The sequence below is a fragment of the Actinomadura scrupuli genome (genome assembly GCF_050971785.1).
Classification (GTDB): Bacteria; Actinomycetota; Actinomycetes; order Streptosporangiales; family Streptosporangiaceae; genus Actinomadura_E; species Actinomadura_E scrupuli.
Map to the genome: position 1 here is coordinate 696,263 of NZ_JBPCCU010000001.1, position 16,902 is coordinate 713,164.

The 16,902-nt window shown below is 71.5% G+C and carries 16 protein-coding genes; 13 read left to right on the top strand and 3 right to left on the bottom strand.

Features of this window, described 5'->3' with window-relative positions:
* The first annotated feature begins 117 nt into the window (after positions 1 to 117).
* The 12 genes from ACRYCC_RS03160 to ACRYCC_RS03215 all read left to right on the top strand — a co-directional run bounded on the left by ACRYCC_RS03160 (position 118) and on the right by ACRYCC_RS03215 (position 13,793).
* Entirely contained in the window at positions 118 to 870 is a 753-nt protein-coding gene (locus ACRYCC_RS03160; protein WP_433808469.1) for a DALR anticodon-binding domain-containing protein, read from the top strand.
* Entirely contained in the window at positions 867 to 2,261 is a 1,395-nt protein-coding gene (gene lysA, locus ACRYCC_RS03165; protein ID WP_433808471.1) for a diaminopimelate decarboxylase, read from the top strand. The genes ACRYCC_RS03160 and lysA overlap by 4 nt, the downstream gene beginning before the upstream one ends.
* Entirely contained in the window at positions 2,258 to 3,562 is a 1,305-nt protein-coding gene (locus ACRYCC_RS03170) for a homoserine dehydrogenase (RefSeq protein ID WP_433808473.1), read from the top strand. The genes lysA and ACRYCC_RS03170 overlap by 4 nt, the downstream gene beginning before the upstream one ends.
* A 57-nt stretch (positions 3,563 to 3,619) precedes the next feature.
* Positions 3,620 to 4,678 carry a threonine synthase gene (gene thrC / locus ACRYCC_RS03175; protein ID WP_433808475.1) on the top strand — a complete coding sequence of 353 codons (1,059 nt, stop codon included), beginning with the start codon at positions 3,620 to 3,622 and terminating at the stop codon, positions 4,676 to 4,678.
* Positions 4,679 to 4,928: 250 nt separating this feature from the next.
* The gene (gene thrB, locus ACRYCC_RS03180) at positions 4,929 to 5,882 is read left to right on the top strand and encodes a homoserine kinase (RefSeq protein ID WP_433808477.1); all 954 of its coding nucleotides are present in this window, start codon (positions 4,929 to 4,931) and stop codon (positions 5,880 to 5,882) included.
* Between the two features lie 362 nt (positions 5,883 to 6,244).
* Positions 6,245 to 8,239 carry a transcription termination factor Rho gene (gene rho / locus ACRYCC_RS03185; RefSeq protein ID WP_433808479.1) on the top strand — a complete coding sequence of 665 codons (1,995 nt, stop codon included), beginning with the start codon at positions 6,245 to 6,247 and terminating at the stop codon, positions 8,237 to 8,239.
* 268 nt (positions 8,240 to 8,507) lie between these two features.
* On the top strand, positions 8,508 to 9,839 hold the full coding sequence (locus ACRYCC_RS03190; protein ID WP_433809904.1) for a sensor histidine kinase: 1,332 nt from the start codon (positions 8,508 to 8,510) through the stop codon (positions 9,837 to 9,839).
* 33 nt (positions 9,840 to 9,872) lie between these two features.
* Positions 9,873 to 10,526 (top strand): response regulator transcription factor, encoded by a 654-nt coding sequence (locus tag ACRYCC_RS03195; RefSeq protein ID WP_433808481.1) that lies wholly within the window; start codon positions 9,873 to 9,875, stop codon positions 10,524 to 10,526.
* A 155-nt stretch (positions 10,527 to 10,681) separates the two neighbouring features.
* A complete protein-coding gene (gene rpmE, locus ACRYCC_RS03200) occupies positions 10,682 to 10,906 on the top strand; it encodes a 50S ribosomal protein L31 (protein WP_433808483.1) in 225 nt (74 codons plus the stop codon).
* 105 nt (positions 10,907 to 11,011) lie between these two features.
* Positions 11,012 to 12,061: a peptide chain release factor 1 gene (gene prfA / locus ACRYCC_RS03205; RefSeq protein ID WP_433808485.1), complete on the top strand. Its 1,050-nt coding sequence runs from the start codon at positions 11,012 to 11,014 to the stop codon at positions 12,059 to 12,061.
* Entirely contained in the window at positions 12,058 to 12,918 is an 861-nt protein-coding gene (gene prmC / locus ACRYCC_RS03210; protein WP_433808487.1) for a peptide chain release factor N(5)-glutamine methyltransferase, read from the top strand. The genes prfA and prmC overlap by 4 nt, the downstream gene beginning before the upstream one ends.
* A 2-nt stretch (positions 12,919 to 12,920) precedes the next feature.
* On the top strand, positions 12,921 to 13,793 hold the full coding sequence (locus ACRYCC_RS03215) for an L-threonylcarbamoyladenylate synthase (RefSeq protein ID WP_433808489.1): 873 nt from the start codon (positions 12,921 to 12,923) through the stop codon (positions 13,791 to 13,793).
* Positions 13,794 to 13,865: 72 nt separating this feature from the next.
* Here ACRYCC_RS03215 and ACRYCC_RS03220 read toward each other — a convergent pair whose 3' ends face one another.
* The 3 genes from ACRYCC_RS03220 to ACRYCC_RS03230 form a co-directional block, all read right to left on the bottom strand.
* Positions 13,866 to 14,303: a hypothetical protein gene (locus ACRYCC_RS03220; RefSeq protein WP_433808491.1), complete on the bottom strand. Its 438-nt coding sequence runs from the start codon at positions 14,301 to 14,303 to the stop codon at positions 13,866 to 13,868.
* 63 nt (positions 14,304 to 14,366) lie between these two features.
* On the bottom strand, positions 14,367 to 14,792 hold the full coding sequence (locus tag ACRYCC_RS03225; protein WP_433808493.1) for a hypothetical protein: 426 nt from the start codon (positions 14,790 to 14,792) through the stop codon (positions 14,367 to 14,369).
* A 311-nt stretch (positions 14,793 to 15,103) separates the two neighbouring features.
* Positions 15,104 to 15,604, bottom strand: a complete 501-nt coding sequence (locus tag ACRYCC_RS03230; RefSeq protein ID WP_433808495.1) for a hypothetical protein — start codon at positions 15,602 to 15,604, stop codon at positions 15,104 to 15,106.
* Positions 15,605 to 15,723: 119 nt separating this feature from the next.
* Here ACRYCC_RS03230 and ACRYCC_RS03235 point away from each other — a divergent pair, with 119 nt between their 5' ends.
* Positions 15,724 to 16,794, top strand: coding sequence for a DUF2207 domain-containing protein (locus ACRYCC_RS03235; protein ID WP_433808497.1), 1,071 nt, complete (start codon positions 15,724 to 15,726; stop codon positions 16,792 to 16,794).
* The last annotated feature ends 108 nt before the right edge of the window (positions 16,795 to 16,902 follow it).

A 16,902-nucleotide genomic window follows, 5' to 3' on the forward strand; every position in this document is an offset into this window, starting at 1 on the left:
CGCACCGCCCTTTCGTGATCATGCAATCCATCGACGAACGATTGCATGATCACGGCAGGAGGGGGGAGCGCGGGCGTGGGACGGCTGTCCACATGCTGGTCGGATAGTCTCACGAGGGTGACCGGAGCGGAGCTGAGCAGTGCCCTCGTGGCCGCGGTGCGAGACGCCGTCGCCGCAGGTGAGCTCGCTGTGCCCATTCCCGAGGGGGCACCGCTGAGCTGGGCGGGCGGGGCCTACAGTTCCCCCCTGGCGCTGCGGCTGGCCGCCGGCGCGGGCCGTCCCGCGCACGAGGTGGCCGGGGTCATCGCCGAGCGGCTGGCCATGGCCCCGGGAGTCCGCCGGGTCGACGTCACCGGCCCCGGCTTCCTGACGATCACCGAGCGGGCCCCCGGTGCGCTGGCCGCGGCCATCGTCGCCGCGGGAGAGCGGTACGCCCGTGCCGAGCTCCCCGTGGCCGGCGCCCGCTGGCCGGACCGGCCCAGGACCTTCGGCAATCCCGGCTTCTGCGTACGGTTCGCGTACTCGCGGGCGGCCGCCATCGGGCGGCGGGCCCGCGACCTGCGGATCGAGCGCGCGGACCCCGGTCCCCTGAACGAACCGCCGGAGATCAGGCTGCTCGGCCTGCTGGCGGAGCTGCCCTCGCGCGCCGGGCAGGCCGAACGCGAGCGGGACGCCGATCCGCTCAAACGCCAGCTGGAGCGGATCGCCGACGTCTACCACGACGTCTACGAGCGGTGCCCGGCGCTGCCGGTGGGTGACGAGGAGCCGACCCGGGCGCACGGCGCCCGCCTCACCCTGGCCGAGGCCGTACGTATCAGTTTGGACAACGGGCTGCACACGCTCGGAGAGACCCCAAGAGAGTTGCTATGAGTAGAGCCGCCCACCCGGCCGGAGGGCGCCACGCGGACGTCCTCCCGGAGACCTATCCGCTGCCACCGGCCGACGATCTCAACGAGCTGGCGCCGGCCGTCTGGCCGCGCAGCGCGGAGCGGGTCGACGGTGCCGTCACGGTCGGCGGGATGGACGTACGGGACCTGGCCGCCGAGTACGGCACCCCGCTGTACGTCCTGGACGAGAACGACTTCCGCGCGCGGGCCCGGGAGTACCGCGCCGCGTTCGCCGGCGAGGACGTCTACTACGCCGGCAAGGCCTTCCTGTGCGGGGCCGTCGCCCGCTGGGTCGCCGAGGAGGGGCTCGGCCTGGACGTCTGCAGCGGCGGGGAGCTCACCGTGGCGCTGGCCGCGGGCGTCGCCCCGGAGAAGATCACCCTGCACGGCAACAACAAGTCCGGCGCGGAGATCGTCCGGGCGCTGGAGAGCGGGGTCGGCCGGATCGTGGTCGACTCCTTCGAGGAGATCGCCCGGGTCGGGTACCTCGCCCAGTCGCTGGACTACCGGCCCAAGATCCTCATCCGGGTGACCACCGGCGTCGAGGCGCACACCCACGAGTTCATCGCCACCGCCCACGACGACCAGAAGTTCGGGTTGTCGCGCAACACCGGGGCCGCGCTGGAGGCCGTGCGGCGGGTGCTGGAGCTCAAGCAGATCGAGCTCGTCGGGCTGCACTCCCACATCGGCTCGCAGATCTTCCAGACCGACGGATTCGAGGTGGCGGCGCACCGGCTGGTCGAGCTGCTGGCCGCGATCCGCGACGAGCACGGCCTGCAGCTGCCCGAGCTGGACCTCGGCGGCGGCCTCGGCATCGCCTACCTGCCCGGCGACGAGCCGCTGGACCCCAAGCTGATCGCCGACAACCTGCGCCGGATCGTGGCCCGGGAGTGCCGGTCCTACGACCTGCCGATGCCCCGCCTGACGGTGGAGCCGGGGCGCGCGATCGTCGGGCCGGGCGGCATCACCGTGTACGAGGTCGGCACGATCAAGGACGTCGAGGGGCTGCGGACCTACGTCTCGGTCGACGGCGGGATGAGCGACAACCTGCGGACCGCGCTGTACGACGCCGAGTACACCAGCGTGCTCGCCAGCCGGGCGTCCGACGCCGCGCCGATGCTCAGTAGATTGGTCGGCAAGCACTGCGAGAGCGGCGACATCGTCGTGCGGGACCTATGGCTCCCGCAGGATCTTGCGCCTGGTGACCTGGTGGCGGTCGCGGCCACCGGTGCGTACTGTCGATCGATGGCGAGCAACTACAACCATGTCCCGCGCCCTGCGGTCGTGGCGGTGCGAGAGGGCGCCGCGCGGGTCATCGTGCGCCGGGAGACCGAGGATGATCTGTTGCGGCTGGATGCGGAGATAACACCTTGAAACCCCTGCGTATCGCCCTGCTGGGCTGCGGCACGGTCGGTAGTGAGGTCGTACGGCTGCTACGCGAGCAGGCCAGCGACCTGACGGCCCGGATCGGTGCCCCGCTGGAGCTGGCGGGCATCGCCGTACGGCGGCTGGACCGGCCCCGCCCGGGCATCGATCCGGCGCTGCTCACCACCGACGCGCTGAGCCTGGTCACCAGCGAGGACGTCGACATCGTCATCGAGGTGATCGGTGGCATCGAACCCGCCCGCTCGCTCATCCTGGCCGCCATGAAGCACGGCAAGGCGGTCGTGTCGGCCAACAAGGCGCTGCTCGCCGAGGACGGCGAGACGATCTTCGGGGCGGCCCGCGAGTACGGCGTGGACCTCTACTACGAGGCCTCGGTGGCCGGGGCGATCCCGCTGCTGCGGCCGCTGCGCGAGTCGCTCGTCGGTGACCACGTGCAGCGGGTGCTGGGCATCGTCAACGGCACCACCAACTACATCCTCGACCAGATGGACGGCCACGGCGCCGGCTTCGCGGAGGCACTGGAGGAGGCGCAGGCCCTGGGCTACGCGGAGGCCGACCCGACCGCCGACATCGAGGGGTTCGACGCGGCGGCCAAGGCGGCCATCCTGGCCCAGCTGGCCTTCCACACCGTGGTCACGGCGGCGGACGTGCACCGCGAGGGCATCACCGAGGTCACCGCCCACGACGTCGCCAGCGCCAAGGCCATGGGCTGCGTGGTCAAGCTGCTGGCGATCTGCGAGCGGGTCCCCTCGGCGGACGGGCGCAACGGCCGGGGGGTGTCGGTGCGGGTCTACCCCGCGATGATCCCGCTGTCGCACCCGTTGGCCAACGTGCGCGAGGCCTACAACGCGGTGTTCGTCGAGGCCGAGTCGGCCGGCTCGCTGATGTTCTACGGCGCCGGGGCCGGCGGGGCCCCGACGGCCTCGGCGGTGCTCGGCGACCTGGTCGCGGTCTCCCGCAACAAGGCCAACGGCACCAGGGGGCCGGTCGAGTCGACCTACGCGGCGCTGCCCGTGCTGCCCATGGGCGAGACCGTCACCCGCTACCACGTGCAGCTCGACGTCGCCGACCGGTCGGGTGTGCTCGCCCAGGTCGCCGAGGAGTTCGCCCGGCACGATGTGTCGATCCAGACCGTGCGGCAGGAGGGGCTCGGCAACGAGGCCCAGCTGGTCATCGTCACCCACCGGGCCACCGACGCGGCACTGGCCGCGACCGTCGAGGGGCTCAGCGGGCTCGACATCGTGCGGGAGGTCGCCAGCGTGATGCGCGTCGAGGGCGACACGCACTGACCCGCACCTCATAGACTCTGCGGACGGACCGCAGGTCATCCGAGCATGGGGGAAACCATGACCAGGGTATGGCGTGGGCTCATCGAGGAGTATCGCGATCGGCTGCCGGTCACGCCGCGGACGCCGGTCGTCACGCTGCTCGAGGGCGGCACGCCCCTGCTGCCCGCCCCGCGCCTGTCGCAGCTCACCGGCTGCGAGGTCCACCTGAAGGTCGAGGGCGCCAACCCCACGGGGTCCTTCAAGGACCGCGGGATGACCATGGCCATCAGCAAGGCCGCGGAGGACGGCGCGAAGGCGGTGATCTGCGCCTCGACCGGCAACACCAGCGCCTCCGCCGCCGCGTACGCGGTGCGGGCCGGGATGACCTGCGCGGTGCTGGTGCCCCGCGGCAAGATCGCGATGGGCAAGCTGGCCCAGGCCCTGGTGCACGGCGCCCGGCTGCTGCAGGTCGACGGCAACTTCGACGACTGCCTGGAACTCGCCCGCAAGCTGGCCGTCGACTACCCGGTGGCGCTGGTCAACTCGGTCAACCCGTACCGGCTGCAGGGCCAGAAGACCGCCGCGTTCGAGATCGTCGACGCCCTGGGCGACGCCCCCGACGCGCACTGCCTGCCGGTCGGCAACGCCGGCAACATCTCGGCCTACTGGATGGGCTACCGGGAGTACGCGGCGGACGGCGTCGCCACCCGGCGGCCCCGGATGCTCGGCTTCCAGGCCAGCGGGGCCGCCCCCTTCGTCCGCGGCGCGCCCGTGCTCAAGCCGCAGACCATCGCCACCGCCATCCGGATCGGCAACCCCGCGTCCTGGGATCTGGCGGTGGCCGCCCGCGACGACTCCGGCGGCGCGATCGAGGCGGTCACCGACCGGCAGATCCTGGCCGCCTACCGGCTGCTCGCCCGCGAGGAGGCCGTGTTCGTCGAGCCCGCCTCGGCGGCGAGCGTCGCCGGTCTCCTGCAGGCCCACCAGGAGGGCCTGGTCGAAGCCGGCTCCCGGGTGGTCTGCACGGTGACCGGTAACGGTCTCAAGGACCCCGACTGGGCGATCTCCGGCGCGCCCGCTCCCACGACGGTCCAGGTGGACGCGCACGCCGCGGCCTCCGCCCTCGGACTGGCCTGACTCGGCGGCGAGTCCGCCGCGGCGGCGTACTCCGCTCTTGACGCGCGGTCTCGCTTCGGTGCACGATCACCTCGCCACCTGCCTCTCGGCCGGCCGGCGCCCGCGGGGCGGGACGACGCCCTCGGGGCAGGTCGGCGCACGGCCGTTCGCGGCAGGTGCCGGGGGTCGCCGGGTCCGGCCCGGGTCGGGGTTTCACAGGGGATGCCATGCGGATGCCGGAATTCCGCATATGGAGATCTTGAAGGAGAGCATGAGCTGGGGGAGTGATCCCGTACGGGTGAGGGCGCCCGCCACCAGTGCCAATCTGGGGCCGGGCTTCGACTCGCTGGGACTGGCGCTCACCCTCTACGACGACGTCGAGGCCGCCGTCGCGCCGCGGGGGGTGGCCATCGAGATCTCCGGCGAGGGCACCGAACTGGCGGGCCGCGGCGAGGGTCATCTGATCATCAAGACGATCAGGCGGACGTTCGATGCGATCAACGCCGCCGCGGGGGTCGCGCTGGAACAGCCCGGGTTGCGGCTGAGCTGCGTCAACCGGATCCCGCACAGCCGGGGCCTGGGGTCGTCCTCAGCGGCGATCGTGGCCGGGCTGACCGCCGCCCGTGCCCTGCACCCGTACGGCTCCGTGCTGGACGACCAGGCGGCCCTGGCGCTGGCCACCGAGATCGAGGGCCACCCCGACAACGTGGCTCCCTGCCTGGTGGGCGGGCTCACGATCGCCTGGACCCGTCCCGGCGGGCCCCGGCTGGTACGGCTCGACCTGGAGCTCGAGGTCGTGGCCTTCGTACCGGACCAGCGGCTCGCGACGGAGCAGGCGCGCGGGCTGCTGCCCGAGTTCGTCTCGCACGCGGACGCCGTGGCCAACACGGCCCGGGCGGCCCTGCTGATCGCGGCGCTGACCTCGGGGACCGCCGGGCGCGATCTGGGCTCCGACGTCCTGCTGGACGCCACCGACGACCGGCTGCACCAGTCCTACCGGGCACCGGCCATGCCGGCCTCGGCGGCGCTGGTGGACCGGCTGCGCGAGGCGGGAGTGCCCGCTGTGATCTCTGGGGCGGGCCCTACTGTCCTCGCGTTCACAACAGCATCACAGGTCGATTCAATGGATGTGGAAGTGGGTAATGGGTGGCACGAACACCCGCTGCACGTGGACCTCCGGGGTGCGCACGTTCAGCTGCCACGGCCGCGTGACACGCGACTTTGACCTCCAAGGAATAGCAGTGTGCCCTGGTGATGTTAGGCTGAGTGACGCACCAGATGCCCCACTCGGGGCCTTGTGCTCGTCAGCCACGCACCGCCGGGCCGGCCGACAGGTCGTGTCCGCCCCGCGCACGTGGCTCCCCGACATCGCGACTTTCCGCTGTCTGGCATTCCAGCAAAGTCTCGGAAGTGGCGGGATCGGGGAACCAAGCGAGCAATCCGTCCCGACCATCTGGCTGCGCCCAGACATTGCCGGTGACGACCCCATCGTGATCGGCCGAGCACGATTCGGCGCCCCCGCCGTATCGCACTACCGGGTTGACGGGCCGACGGAGGCCTCTACCCGCTCCCTGGGAAGGACCCTTAGTGAGCGAATCCAGCGAACTTCTTACGGACGCTTCCGGCACGGCGCCGGTCGCCGCGGACGGCGGTGCCGAGGCCGTCGCGCCGAGGCGCCGCCGCACCGGCACCGGCCTGTCGGCCATGGTGCTGCCCGAGCTCAAGACGCTCGCGTCCGGCCTTGGCATCAGCGGAACGGGTGCGATGCGCAAGAGCCAGCTCATCGCGGCCATCCAGGAGAAGCAGGGCGGTGGTGCGGCGTCCGGTGATGCCGGCGCCGCTCCGAAGGCCGCTGTCACGGTGCAGGCCGAGCGGGCCTCCACCTCGAACCACGCGGAGGCCACCATGGCACCCGTCGAGCGGGCCGAGCGGCCGGAGCGCGCCACGCGTTCCCGCCGCAACGCGGCCAAGCGTGAAGAAGGCGAAGAGCAGCTCACCATCGCCGAGGACGGCAAGCAGGCCGCCCGCGAGTCCGTGCAGGCCGCCCAGGCCGCTCAGACGGCGCAGGCGGGTCAGACGGCCCAGGCCGGCCAGCCTGCCACCACGCCCGCCGGGCGCACCTCCGGCTCCGCCGAGGACGGCGGCGACGGCGCGGGCAACCGCGAGGGCGGCCGGGACAACCCCCGTGAGGGCGGCCGTCAGCGGCAGCGCAGCGGCCGCGACCGGGGCGAGAACCGCGGGGACAACCGCAACACCGACCGGGGCGACAACCGCGGCAACGAGCAGCGCCGCAACCAGGGCCAGGGCGGCGGGGGCTCCGACTCCGACGACGACGGCGGCGGCCGCAACCGCCGTGGGCGCCGCTTCCGGGAGCGCAACCGCAGTGGCGGGGGCCGTGGCGGGGGCCGCGAGCGGTACGAGGCCGACCCGGTGGTCAACGAGGACGACGTCCTGATCCCGGTCGCCGGCATCCTCGACATCCTCGACAACTACGCGTTCGTCCGGACCACCGGCTACCTGCCGGGCCCCAACGACGTGTACGTCTCGCTGGCCCAGGTCCGCAAGAACGGCCTGCGCAAGGGCGACGTCGTCACCGGCGCCGTGAAGCAGCCGAGCGGTGACGGCGAGCGGCGCGAGAAGTTCAACGCGCTGGTCCGGCTCGACACCGTCAACGGCATGGAGCCCGAGCAGGCCCGGGGCCGGGTGGACTTCAGCAAGCTGACCCCGCTGTACCCCCAGGAGCGGCTGCGTCTGGAGACCGACCCCGGCATCCTGACCACCCGGGTGATCGATCTCGTGAGCCCGATCGGCAAGGGCCAGCGCGGGCTGATCGTCTCGCCGCCCAAGGCCGGTAAGACGATGGTGCTGCAGTCGATCGCCAACGCGATCACCAAGAACAACCCCGAGTGCCACCTGATGGTCGTGCTGGTCGACGAGCGGCCGGAAGAGGTCACCGACATGCAGCGGTCGGTGAAGGGCGAGGTGATCCACTCGACCTTCGACCGCCCCGCCGAGGACCACACCACGGTCGCCGAGCTGGCGATCGAGCGGGCCAAGCGGCTGGTCGAGCTGGGCCACGACGTGGTCGTGCTGCTGGACTCCATCACCCGCCTGGGCCGGGCCTACAACCTGGCCGCGCCGGCGTCCGGCCGGATCCTGTCCGGTGGTGTCGACTCGACCGCGCTCTACCCGCCGAAGCGGTTCTTCGGCGCGGCGCGCAACATCGAGAACGGCGGCTCGCTGACGATCCTCGCGACGGCGCTGGTGGAGACCGGCTCCCGGATGGACGAGGTCATCTTCGAGGAGTTCAAGGGCACCGGCAACATGGAGCTCAAGCTCAACCGGCAGCTCGCCGACAAGCGGATCTTCCCGGCGGTGGACGTGGACGCGTCCGGTACCCGTAAGGAAGAGATCCTCATGCCGGCCGACGAGCTGCGGGTCGTCTGGCAGCTGCGCCGGGTGCTGCACGCGCTCGAGACGCAGCAGGCGCTGGAACTGCTCCTGGAGAAGATGCGGGAGACCAAGTCCAACGCGGAGTTCATGCTCCAGGTCCAGAAGACCACCGTCTCCGACGACCGCTGAGCGACCCGCACCCGCGGGACCTCCGTACGACGCGCGCCGGCTCCGTGCCCCGGAGCCGGTGCACCCACCGTCGGACGAACGGCGTCCCGAGCACACCCTTGTGTGCTCGGGACGCCGTTCGTCGTGGTGGGCCACCCAGGGTGGGGCCGCTCCGGGGTGGGGCTAGCCCCACCCGGACAACGGCGGATCGCTCCATGGCGATCGAGACGGCCGGCGGTCACGCTGGAGCCGTACGGTTGGAGCCACATGAGGAGGAGCGGTGAACGCGATGGCGTACGGCGGCGACGGACCTGCGAACGGCATCCTTGACGGACGCTCATGGGCGCCCCTGCAGGTGGTCCGGGACCCGCTGACCTGGCGTGCCGCGATCTACCTGCTGGTGAGCATGGGTTTCGGGCTGGCCTGGTTCGTCATCCTGGTCACCGGCATCTCGCTGTCGGCGGGACTCCTGATCATCTGGGTCGGGGTGCCGCTGTTCGCCCTACTGATGATCGCCTGGCGCGGCGGGGCGATGCTCGAGCGGCTGCTGGTCAAGGCCGCCTTCGGCCTCACCATCGCGAGCCCCTACCGGCGGCTCCCCGCGGGCGGCCCCTTCCGCAAGTTCCGGACGATGGCGGCGGACCCCGCCACCTGGAAGGACCTGGCCTACCTCGCGGTGCTCTTCCCGATCACTCTGGTGGAGTTCGTCATCTCGGTGACGATGTGGGCGGCCACCGGGCTGATGTTGTTCCTCCCGCTGATCGTGCTCGTGGACGACTCGCCGGTCTACGTCGATGCCGGCAACGGCCTGGCCTTCGTCATCACCCAGCCGGTGGCGGCCCTGCCGGCGTCCCTGGTCGGGCTGGTGCTGCTGGTGATCTCGCTGTACGTGACCCGGACGGTGGCCGTGGCGCACGCCTCCTTCGCCCGGCTGCTGCTGGGGCCCAGCGAGAACCAGCGCCTGCGGGCCCAGGCCGAGCGGCTCGAGGCCAGGACCGCGCATCTGCAGGCCAGCAGGGCCCGCGGAGTGGACGCCGCGGAGGCCGAGCGGCGCCGGATCGAACGGGACCTGCACGACGGCGCCCAGCAGCGGCTGCTGGCCGTCGCCATGGACATCGGCCGGGCCCGGACCAAGCTCGACAACGACCCCGAAGGCGCCCGCGAGCTCATCGAGCAGGCGCACGCCGGCACCCGCGAGGCCATCGGCGAGCTGCGCGACCTCGCCCGGGGGATCTATCCCGCGATCCTCACCGACCGGGGGCTGGACTCCGCGCTGTCCTCGCTGGCCGGCCGGGCGCCCGTCCCGGTGACGGTGGAGGTGCAGCTGCCCACCCGGCCGCCCGCCGCGGTCGAGAGCATCGCCTACTTCATCGTGGCCGAGTCCCTCACCAACATCGCCAAGTACGCCCGCTCCACCCGGGCGGGAGTACGGGTGACCAGGGAGGACCAGTGGGTGGTCGTCGAGATCAGCGACAACGGCGTGGGCGGTGCGGTCGCCACCCCCGGCGGCGGCCTGGCCGGGCTGGCGGACCGGGCCGCGGGCATCGACGGCATCCTGACGATCAACAGCCCGGCCGGTGGCCCCACCGTGATCCGCGCGGACCTGCCCTGCGTCTGGTGAAGCCGGGAGCGGCGACACCCTAGGGTGAGGATCATGCAGGTGGTGATTGCGGAAGATTCGGTGCTTTTGCGGGAGGGCCTCGTCCGGCTCCTGGCCGACGAGGGGATCGAGACGGTGGCGACCGTCGGGGACGGCCCCGGCCTGGTCGAGATCGTGGCCGAGCACCGGCCGGACCTGGCGATCGTGGACGTGCGGATGCCCCCGTCGTTCACCGACGAAGGGCTCCGGGCGGCGCTGGAGGCGCGGCGCCGGGTGCCCGGCACCCCCATCCTGGTGCTGTCGCAGTACGTGGAGGAGCGCTATGCCACCGAGCTGATCGGCGGCGGCGCGGAGGGCGTCGGCTACCTGCTGAAAGAGCGGGTCGCCGACGTCCGGGAGTTCATCGACACCGTGCGCAGGATCGCCTCAGGGGGCACGGTCATCGACCCCGAGGTGATCGGGCAGCTGCTGGGCCGCCGGCGCGGCGGAGACCGGCTGGAGACCCTCACGCCCCGGGAGCGGGAGGTGCTCGGCCTGATGGCGGAGGGCCTGTCCAACGCGGCGGTGGCCCGGAAGCTCACCGTCACCGAGGGCGCGGTGGAGAAGCACATCTCCAACATCTTCCTCAAGCTCGGCCTGCAGCTCGCCGAGGAGAACCACCGCCGGGTCATGGCGGTCCTGGTCTATCTGGGCCGGGCCACGGAATAGCCCGGCCCGGCAGGAATGCCCCGTGACCTCGGGACGTTCATCCATCTGGCACACTTGGAGTGCAACCGCTGCGGTACCGGTTCACGCCCGCATGACTGCGACCGTCTCGGACGGCAAAGCGGCGACCCGGCGACCGCCACCAGCGAGGAGAAACCGTGAAGCCTGACATCCACCCGGACTATGTCGTCACGACCGTGACGTGCACGTGCGGCAACACCTTCCAGACCCGGAGCACCGCGTCGAGCGGCAGCATGCACGCCGACGTCTGTTCCGCCTGCCACCCGTTCTACACGGGCAAGCAGAAGATCCTCGACACCGGCGGCCGTGTGGCCCGGTTCGAGAAGCGGTTCGGCAAGGGCAAGAAGGCCGAGAGCAAGTAGTCCCGCGGACCCAGGCCGGGCGGAGGCGCACGCCTCCGGCCCGGCCGGTCTGTCCACCGCACAGCTCACCGCAGAGCCCGTGGGATGCGGGGCCAGGATCACAACGTGAATCTCGACGACTTCATCAGAGAATACGGCGACATCGAGCAGCAGCTCGCCGACCCGGCGGTGCACTCCGACCAGAAGCTGGCGCGCACGCTGGGTAAGCGGTATGCCCATCTGCGGCCGATCGTCGAGACCTACCGTGAGATCGGCTGCACCGAGGCCGATCTCAGCGCCGCCCTGGAGCTGGCGCCGGAGGACGAGGCCTTCGCCAAGGAGGCGGTCGAGCTCGAGCGGCACAAGGCCGAGCTCGAGGCCAAGCTGCAGAAGCTGCTGATCCCGCGCGATCCCAGCGACGACAAGGACGTCATCCTCGAGATCAAGGCGGGGGAGGGCGGCGAGGAGTCCGCCCTGTTCGCCGGCGATCTGCTCCGGATGTACACCCGGTACGCCGAGCGTGTCGGCTGGAAGACCGAGATCATCGATGCGCAGCACTCCGATCTCGGCGGCTACAAGGACGTCACCCTGGTGGTGAAGAGCAAGGACGGCGCCTGGTCTCAGCTGAAGTTCGAGGGCGGGGTGCACCGGGTCCAGCGGGTGCCCGTCACCGAGTCCCAGGGCCGCATCCACACCAGCGCCGCCGGGGTCATGGTCTCGCCGGAGGCCGAGGACGTCGACGTCCACATCGACCCCAACGATCTCCGCGTGGACGTCTACCGGTCGAGCGGGCCCGGCGGGCAGAGCGTGAACACCACCGACTCCGCGGTGCGGATCACGCACGTGCCGACCGGGGTGGTGGCCTCCTGCCAGAACGAGAAGAGCCAGCTCCAGAACAAGGAGCAGGCGATGCGCATCCTGCGGTCCCGGCTGCTGGCCATCGCGCAGGAGCAGGCCGACGCCGCCGCCTCCGCCGACCGCAAGAGCCAGGTCCGCACCGTTGATCGTTCCGAGCGGGTCCGCACCTACAACTTCCCCGAGAATCGCATCTCCGACCACCGGGTCGGTTACAAGGCGTATAACCTCGACCAGGTGCTCGACGGTGATATGCACAACGTCATCCAGGCCCTGGTCGACGCCGACATCGAACGCAGGCTCGCCGAAGCCCAGTCATGAACCTCCTCCTCGACGAGATAGCCCGCGCGACGGCACGGCTGGCCGACGCCGGCGTCGCGTCGCCGCGCGCGGACGCCGAGGAGCTCGCGGCGGCCGTGCACGGGGTGAAGCGGGCCGAGCTGCACACCGTCCCGGACGGGGCGTTCGACGCCCGCTTCTGGGAGGGCATCGCCCGCCGTGAGGCCGGCGAGCCGCTGCAGTACATCACCGGCCGCGCCTTCTTCCGCTACCTCGAGCTGCGGGTCGGGCCGGGCGTGTTCGTACCCCGCCCGGAGACCGAGGTGATGACCGGCTGGGCGCTCGACACTCTGCGGGACATGGACGTCAGCGAGCCGCTGGTGGTGGATCTGGGCACCGGGTCGGGGGCGATCGCGCTGTCCATCGCGCAGGAGGCGCCCCGGGCGCGGGTGCATGCCGTGGAGAAGGATCCCAGGGCCTACGTCCACGCCACCCGCAACGTCGAGGCGGTGGACGAGCGCGGGCGGGTGCGCCTGCACCTCGGTGACTTCGCCGATGCCCTCACCGACCTCAACGGCACCGTCGACCTGGTCGTCAGCAACCCTCCGTACATCCCGATGAGCGAGTGGGAGTACGTCCCGTCCGACGTCCGCGACCATGATCCCCCCGACGCCCTGTGGGGCGGCGGCGACGACGGCCTCAACGCGATCCGGGTGGTGGAGCGGTCGGCCCGCCGGCTGCTGCGGCCCGGCGGCTACGTGGCGGTCGAGCACAGCGACCTGCAGGGCAACGCCGTGTACTGGGTCTTCGCCGAGGAGAACGGCTGGCGTGACGTGCGCAACCGGCGCGACCTGACCAACCGGGACCGTTTCGTCACGGCCCGCCTCAGCGAGGAGTGAACGTGAGCCGACGTTATGACTGCTCGGACCCCATGGAGCGGACCCGGGGGGTCGCGGAGGCCGTCGCGGCCGTCCGGCGTGGCGAGCTTCTGGTCCTGCCCACCGACACGGTCTACGGCATCGCCGCGGACGCCTTCAATCCGGCCGCCGTGGCCGCCCTGCTGGACGCCAAGGGCCAGGACAGGGCCACGCCCCCCTCGGTGCTGGTGGGCTCGGTACGGGCCGCACAGGCGCTGCTGGAGGACACCGGGACCTACGGCCAGGACCTGATCGACGAATTCTGGCCGGGCGCGCTGACCCTGGTGTGCCGGGCCAACCCCAACCTCACCTGGGACCTGGGCGAGACCAAGGGCACGGTGGCGGTGCGCATGCCCATGCACCCCCTCGCCCTGGAGGTGCTCAAGGAGACCGGCCCGCTCGCGGTCAGCGGCGCCAACACCCGAGGCGTCCCCGCCGCCCGTGCCGCCGACGAGGCCGGCAAGACGCTCGGCGAGGTGGTGGCGGTCTACCTCGACGACGGCCCGTCCGGGGAGGGCGAGGCCTCCTCGATCGTCGATCTCACCGGCCCCGTCCCGAGGCTGCTGCGGGCCGGGGCGATCTCGGAGGACAAGATCCGCGGCGTCTGCGGCGTCCTGCTCAGCGTGGAGGACGACGAGGACGATCTCCTGGCCGACCCCGCGGAGGTGGTGGCCACCGAGGAGATGGCGGCCGCCGAAGAGGTGGCGGCCGCCGAAGAGGTGGTGGCCGCCGAGCAGGCGGCGGACCCGGCGGAGGCGGCGGACCCCGCGCCGGGGACGGCCGACGGCACCCCGGCCGCGCCGGTCAGCCTGGCCAAGCCGGAGGGCAGGACCGGGGGCGAGTCCGCCGCCGAGTAGGGCGCCGCCAGACGTACGCGAAGGGGCCCCGCCGGTCGGCGGGGCCCCTTCGTTCGATCAGGCGGGGGATGATCAGTAGTAGCTGCGCCACTTGGAGACGTTGGTCACCTTGAACTTCTTCTTGGTGCCGCTCTTGTAGTAGTAGCCCAGGCACTCCCGGATGTAGAGGTGGCTCCGGTAGTACGAGTGCTGGCCACCCGAGGCGGTGGTGCCGGCCCCGTGGTAGTTGATGAAGGTGTACTGCTCCCAGGAGTTGCCGGACCAGAACCTCGCCTGCATGCAGGCGGACCGCTTGTCGGCCTTGACGTCCTTGATCTTGAAGCGGAGCAGCACGGTCGCCTTGCTGCCCCAGTGGCTGGGCTGGTACGAGCCCCAGGCCCAGGTGCCGGACAGGCCGCCGGGGTACTTCCAGTTGTGGACACCGCTCGGCACGGCTTCGGCGGGGGTGGCGATGGCGGTGGTGGTGAGTAGCGCGCCCGCGGCAAGCGCTACCGCTGCGAAACGTCGCATGGGGGGTCTCCAGATTCATCGGGCGGTCCGCCTGGGAGGCGGCGCCCATCGCTGGCCTGAGGGTTAGTAGAGCTTCTTCCAGGCGCCGTATCGAACGACGTTCCGGTTCGACTCCTTGATGCCTGCCTCGCGGACGTACAGGTGCGAGGTGTAGTAGGACGTGAAGAAATGGCCGTAGCTGTGCTTGAACGGGAAGTCGGCCGGCTTGCCCTTGTAGGTCAGGAAGAACACGTTCGACCACTGGGTCTTGCTGCCTTCGGTGGCCTTGAACTGCACGGCGGGGGACCAGCCGTTGTTCTTGAAGTCCTGCAACCATCCGCTGGTGGAGACCTTGGTGCTGGTGCGGCTGTAGGTGCCGCCGGCCTTGAGGCTGGCCCAGCCGTTCTTGGTCGTCCACGAGTGCGTGGCCGCGTCGGCAGTGGTGGCCACCGCGCCGAGACCGGCCATGGCCACACCGGTGGCCAGCGCTACGGTTGCGATACGCCGCATTAATTCCTCCTGTATCGGTTTTTCCAGGTATGCGGGCGTAACCGTAACAGCGCGACCAAGATCATTCTTATGCTCCGCATACGTCTGCGGCTCGATGGCCGAAACCGGCCCGTCATGGGAACCGAATGAGCCCCCGCGCACTCAAAGAGGGTGCGTCCAGTGTGAGCAGATCACGATGAGCTCGGCTGACCTGGAGGGATGCGGGGAAGCCGGCCGGACGCAGAGTTGCATGTGATACTCATCACATTTTTGGCCGAGTTGCCCTTTCGGGAGTTTTGGCCACATCGGCACTGGGGCGGGCGGCCCAGGGGTCAGCTCCTGGCAAGACACGGCGTGCGGGCGTCGAACCGCATGGCCGGTCGGCGGCCGCTCCACAGGCGTACGGTGACGGTGACCGCGGGAAGGTCATGGGTCATCGTGAACACCCGCGGGGACCGGCCGTGCGGTGGCGCCTCGAGGCGGTAGCCGCGGGCGGTGATCGTGCTCAGTGACAGATCGGTGGCCCGGTCGAGCAGTACCTCGCGGTCCGCGCTGGGCCGCAACGGCACCTCCGCCCGGAACAGCCGCCGGGCCCTGCCCCCGGTGCAGGGCCGGAGGGTGTCGAGCAGGACGCGGGGCCGGGCGCCGGGCGGCCCGAGACGGCCGGCCGCGGAGGCGAGCATCGCCCGGGTGTCGGCCCGCAGCTGGTCGGCGGACTCCGACAGCCCGGGACCGTGGTGGCAGCCGGCCAGCACCGCACCCGGGGGAAGGAAGAGCAGAGTGCCCAGGGCGAGTGACCTGGTGGCCGCACGCGCCCGCCCCGAGGTCCTCACGGGGCGGACACTAGCGAGGGACGGGTTTCCGGCCTGCGGAAAGTCTCGGGGAGTGACGATATCATTACGCGTCGGTGCTGGTTGAGCCGGAATATGTCCGCTTAATGTGGAGCGCTGTGATGCGACTGCCGGGTCACATCCGGTTCGGCGTCATCGTCCTGGTCACGACGACCGCGATGGCGCTGGCGGCTCTGCCCTCGGCCGCCGCCACGCCCGCCGACCCCGCCGCCGACCTGGTCACCGAGCCCGTCACGGAGCCCGCCACGGAGCCCGCCGCCGGGCCGCCCGCCGGGCCGCGCAAGGAGAGCATCCCCACCTACGACGCGGTGCTCACCGTCCGGACCGACGGCGTCCTGCACGTCCACGAGACGATCACCTACGACTTCGGCGACGCCAAGGGCTACGGCATCGTGCGCACGGTCCCGTACCGCATCGACAACCGGTTGTACGGGATCGCCCGGGTGCGCGCCAGCAGCTCCACCGGCGCCTCCGCCAAGGTCCGGACCGCCAAGTTCATGCACGAGCTGCGGATCAGCGTCGGCGAGGAGCGGAAGCCGGTCGGTGGCCTCCAGGCGTACGTTCTGGACTACGACGTCACCGGTGCGCTCACCCCCCACGGCGGCCGCGACGAGCTCGCCTGGGACGCCCTGGGCACCGGATGGGACGTGCCCATCGCGGACGCGGCGGTCCGGGTGGTGTCGCCCGTGCCGCTCGCCGGGGCCGACTGCGCGGCGGGCCGTCCCGGCGAGACGGGCCGGTGCGGCGCGACCCGGGGACGCAGGCACTCGGTGGAGTTCACCCAGTCCGGGCTGCAGCCGCACGAGGGCATGATGATCCGGATCGCGCTGCCCGACGGGGTCATCAGGGTGCCGCCGCCGCGCTACGCCCCGGCGCACTTCCGCGGCTCCGCGGCGGGATCATGGGCATTGATCGCCGGGCTGCTGCTGGTCATGGCGGTGTGGCTGGCCCGGCGCCCGGCGGCCGGCCGGCGCCCGGTGCTGCTCGGGGGAACCATCCTGCTCGCCGCGGGCGTTGTCGCGGTGTCGTGGGACCTGGCCGACGACATCCTGCGAGGAGGGCTCTGGGAGGCCTCGATCGGTGACGTCGCCCTGATCGGGGTGTCGGCCGCGGCCGTGGGCACCGCGCTGGTCTGGGCGGCGCGCCCGTGGTCGGCACCGGGACTGGAGTGACCGGATTTCCGGAACTTTCCGGGCGATCGGCATAGAGTTGGGCTTCGACCGCCCTGCCGGTGAACCGAACCGGCCCGGCGGTCATCTGTAGTAGTAGGGGCGTCTGCG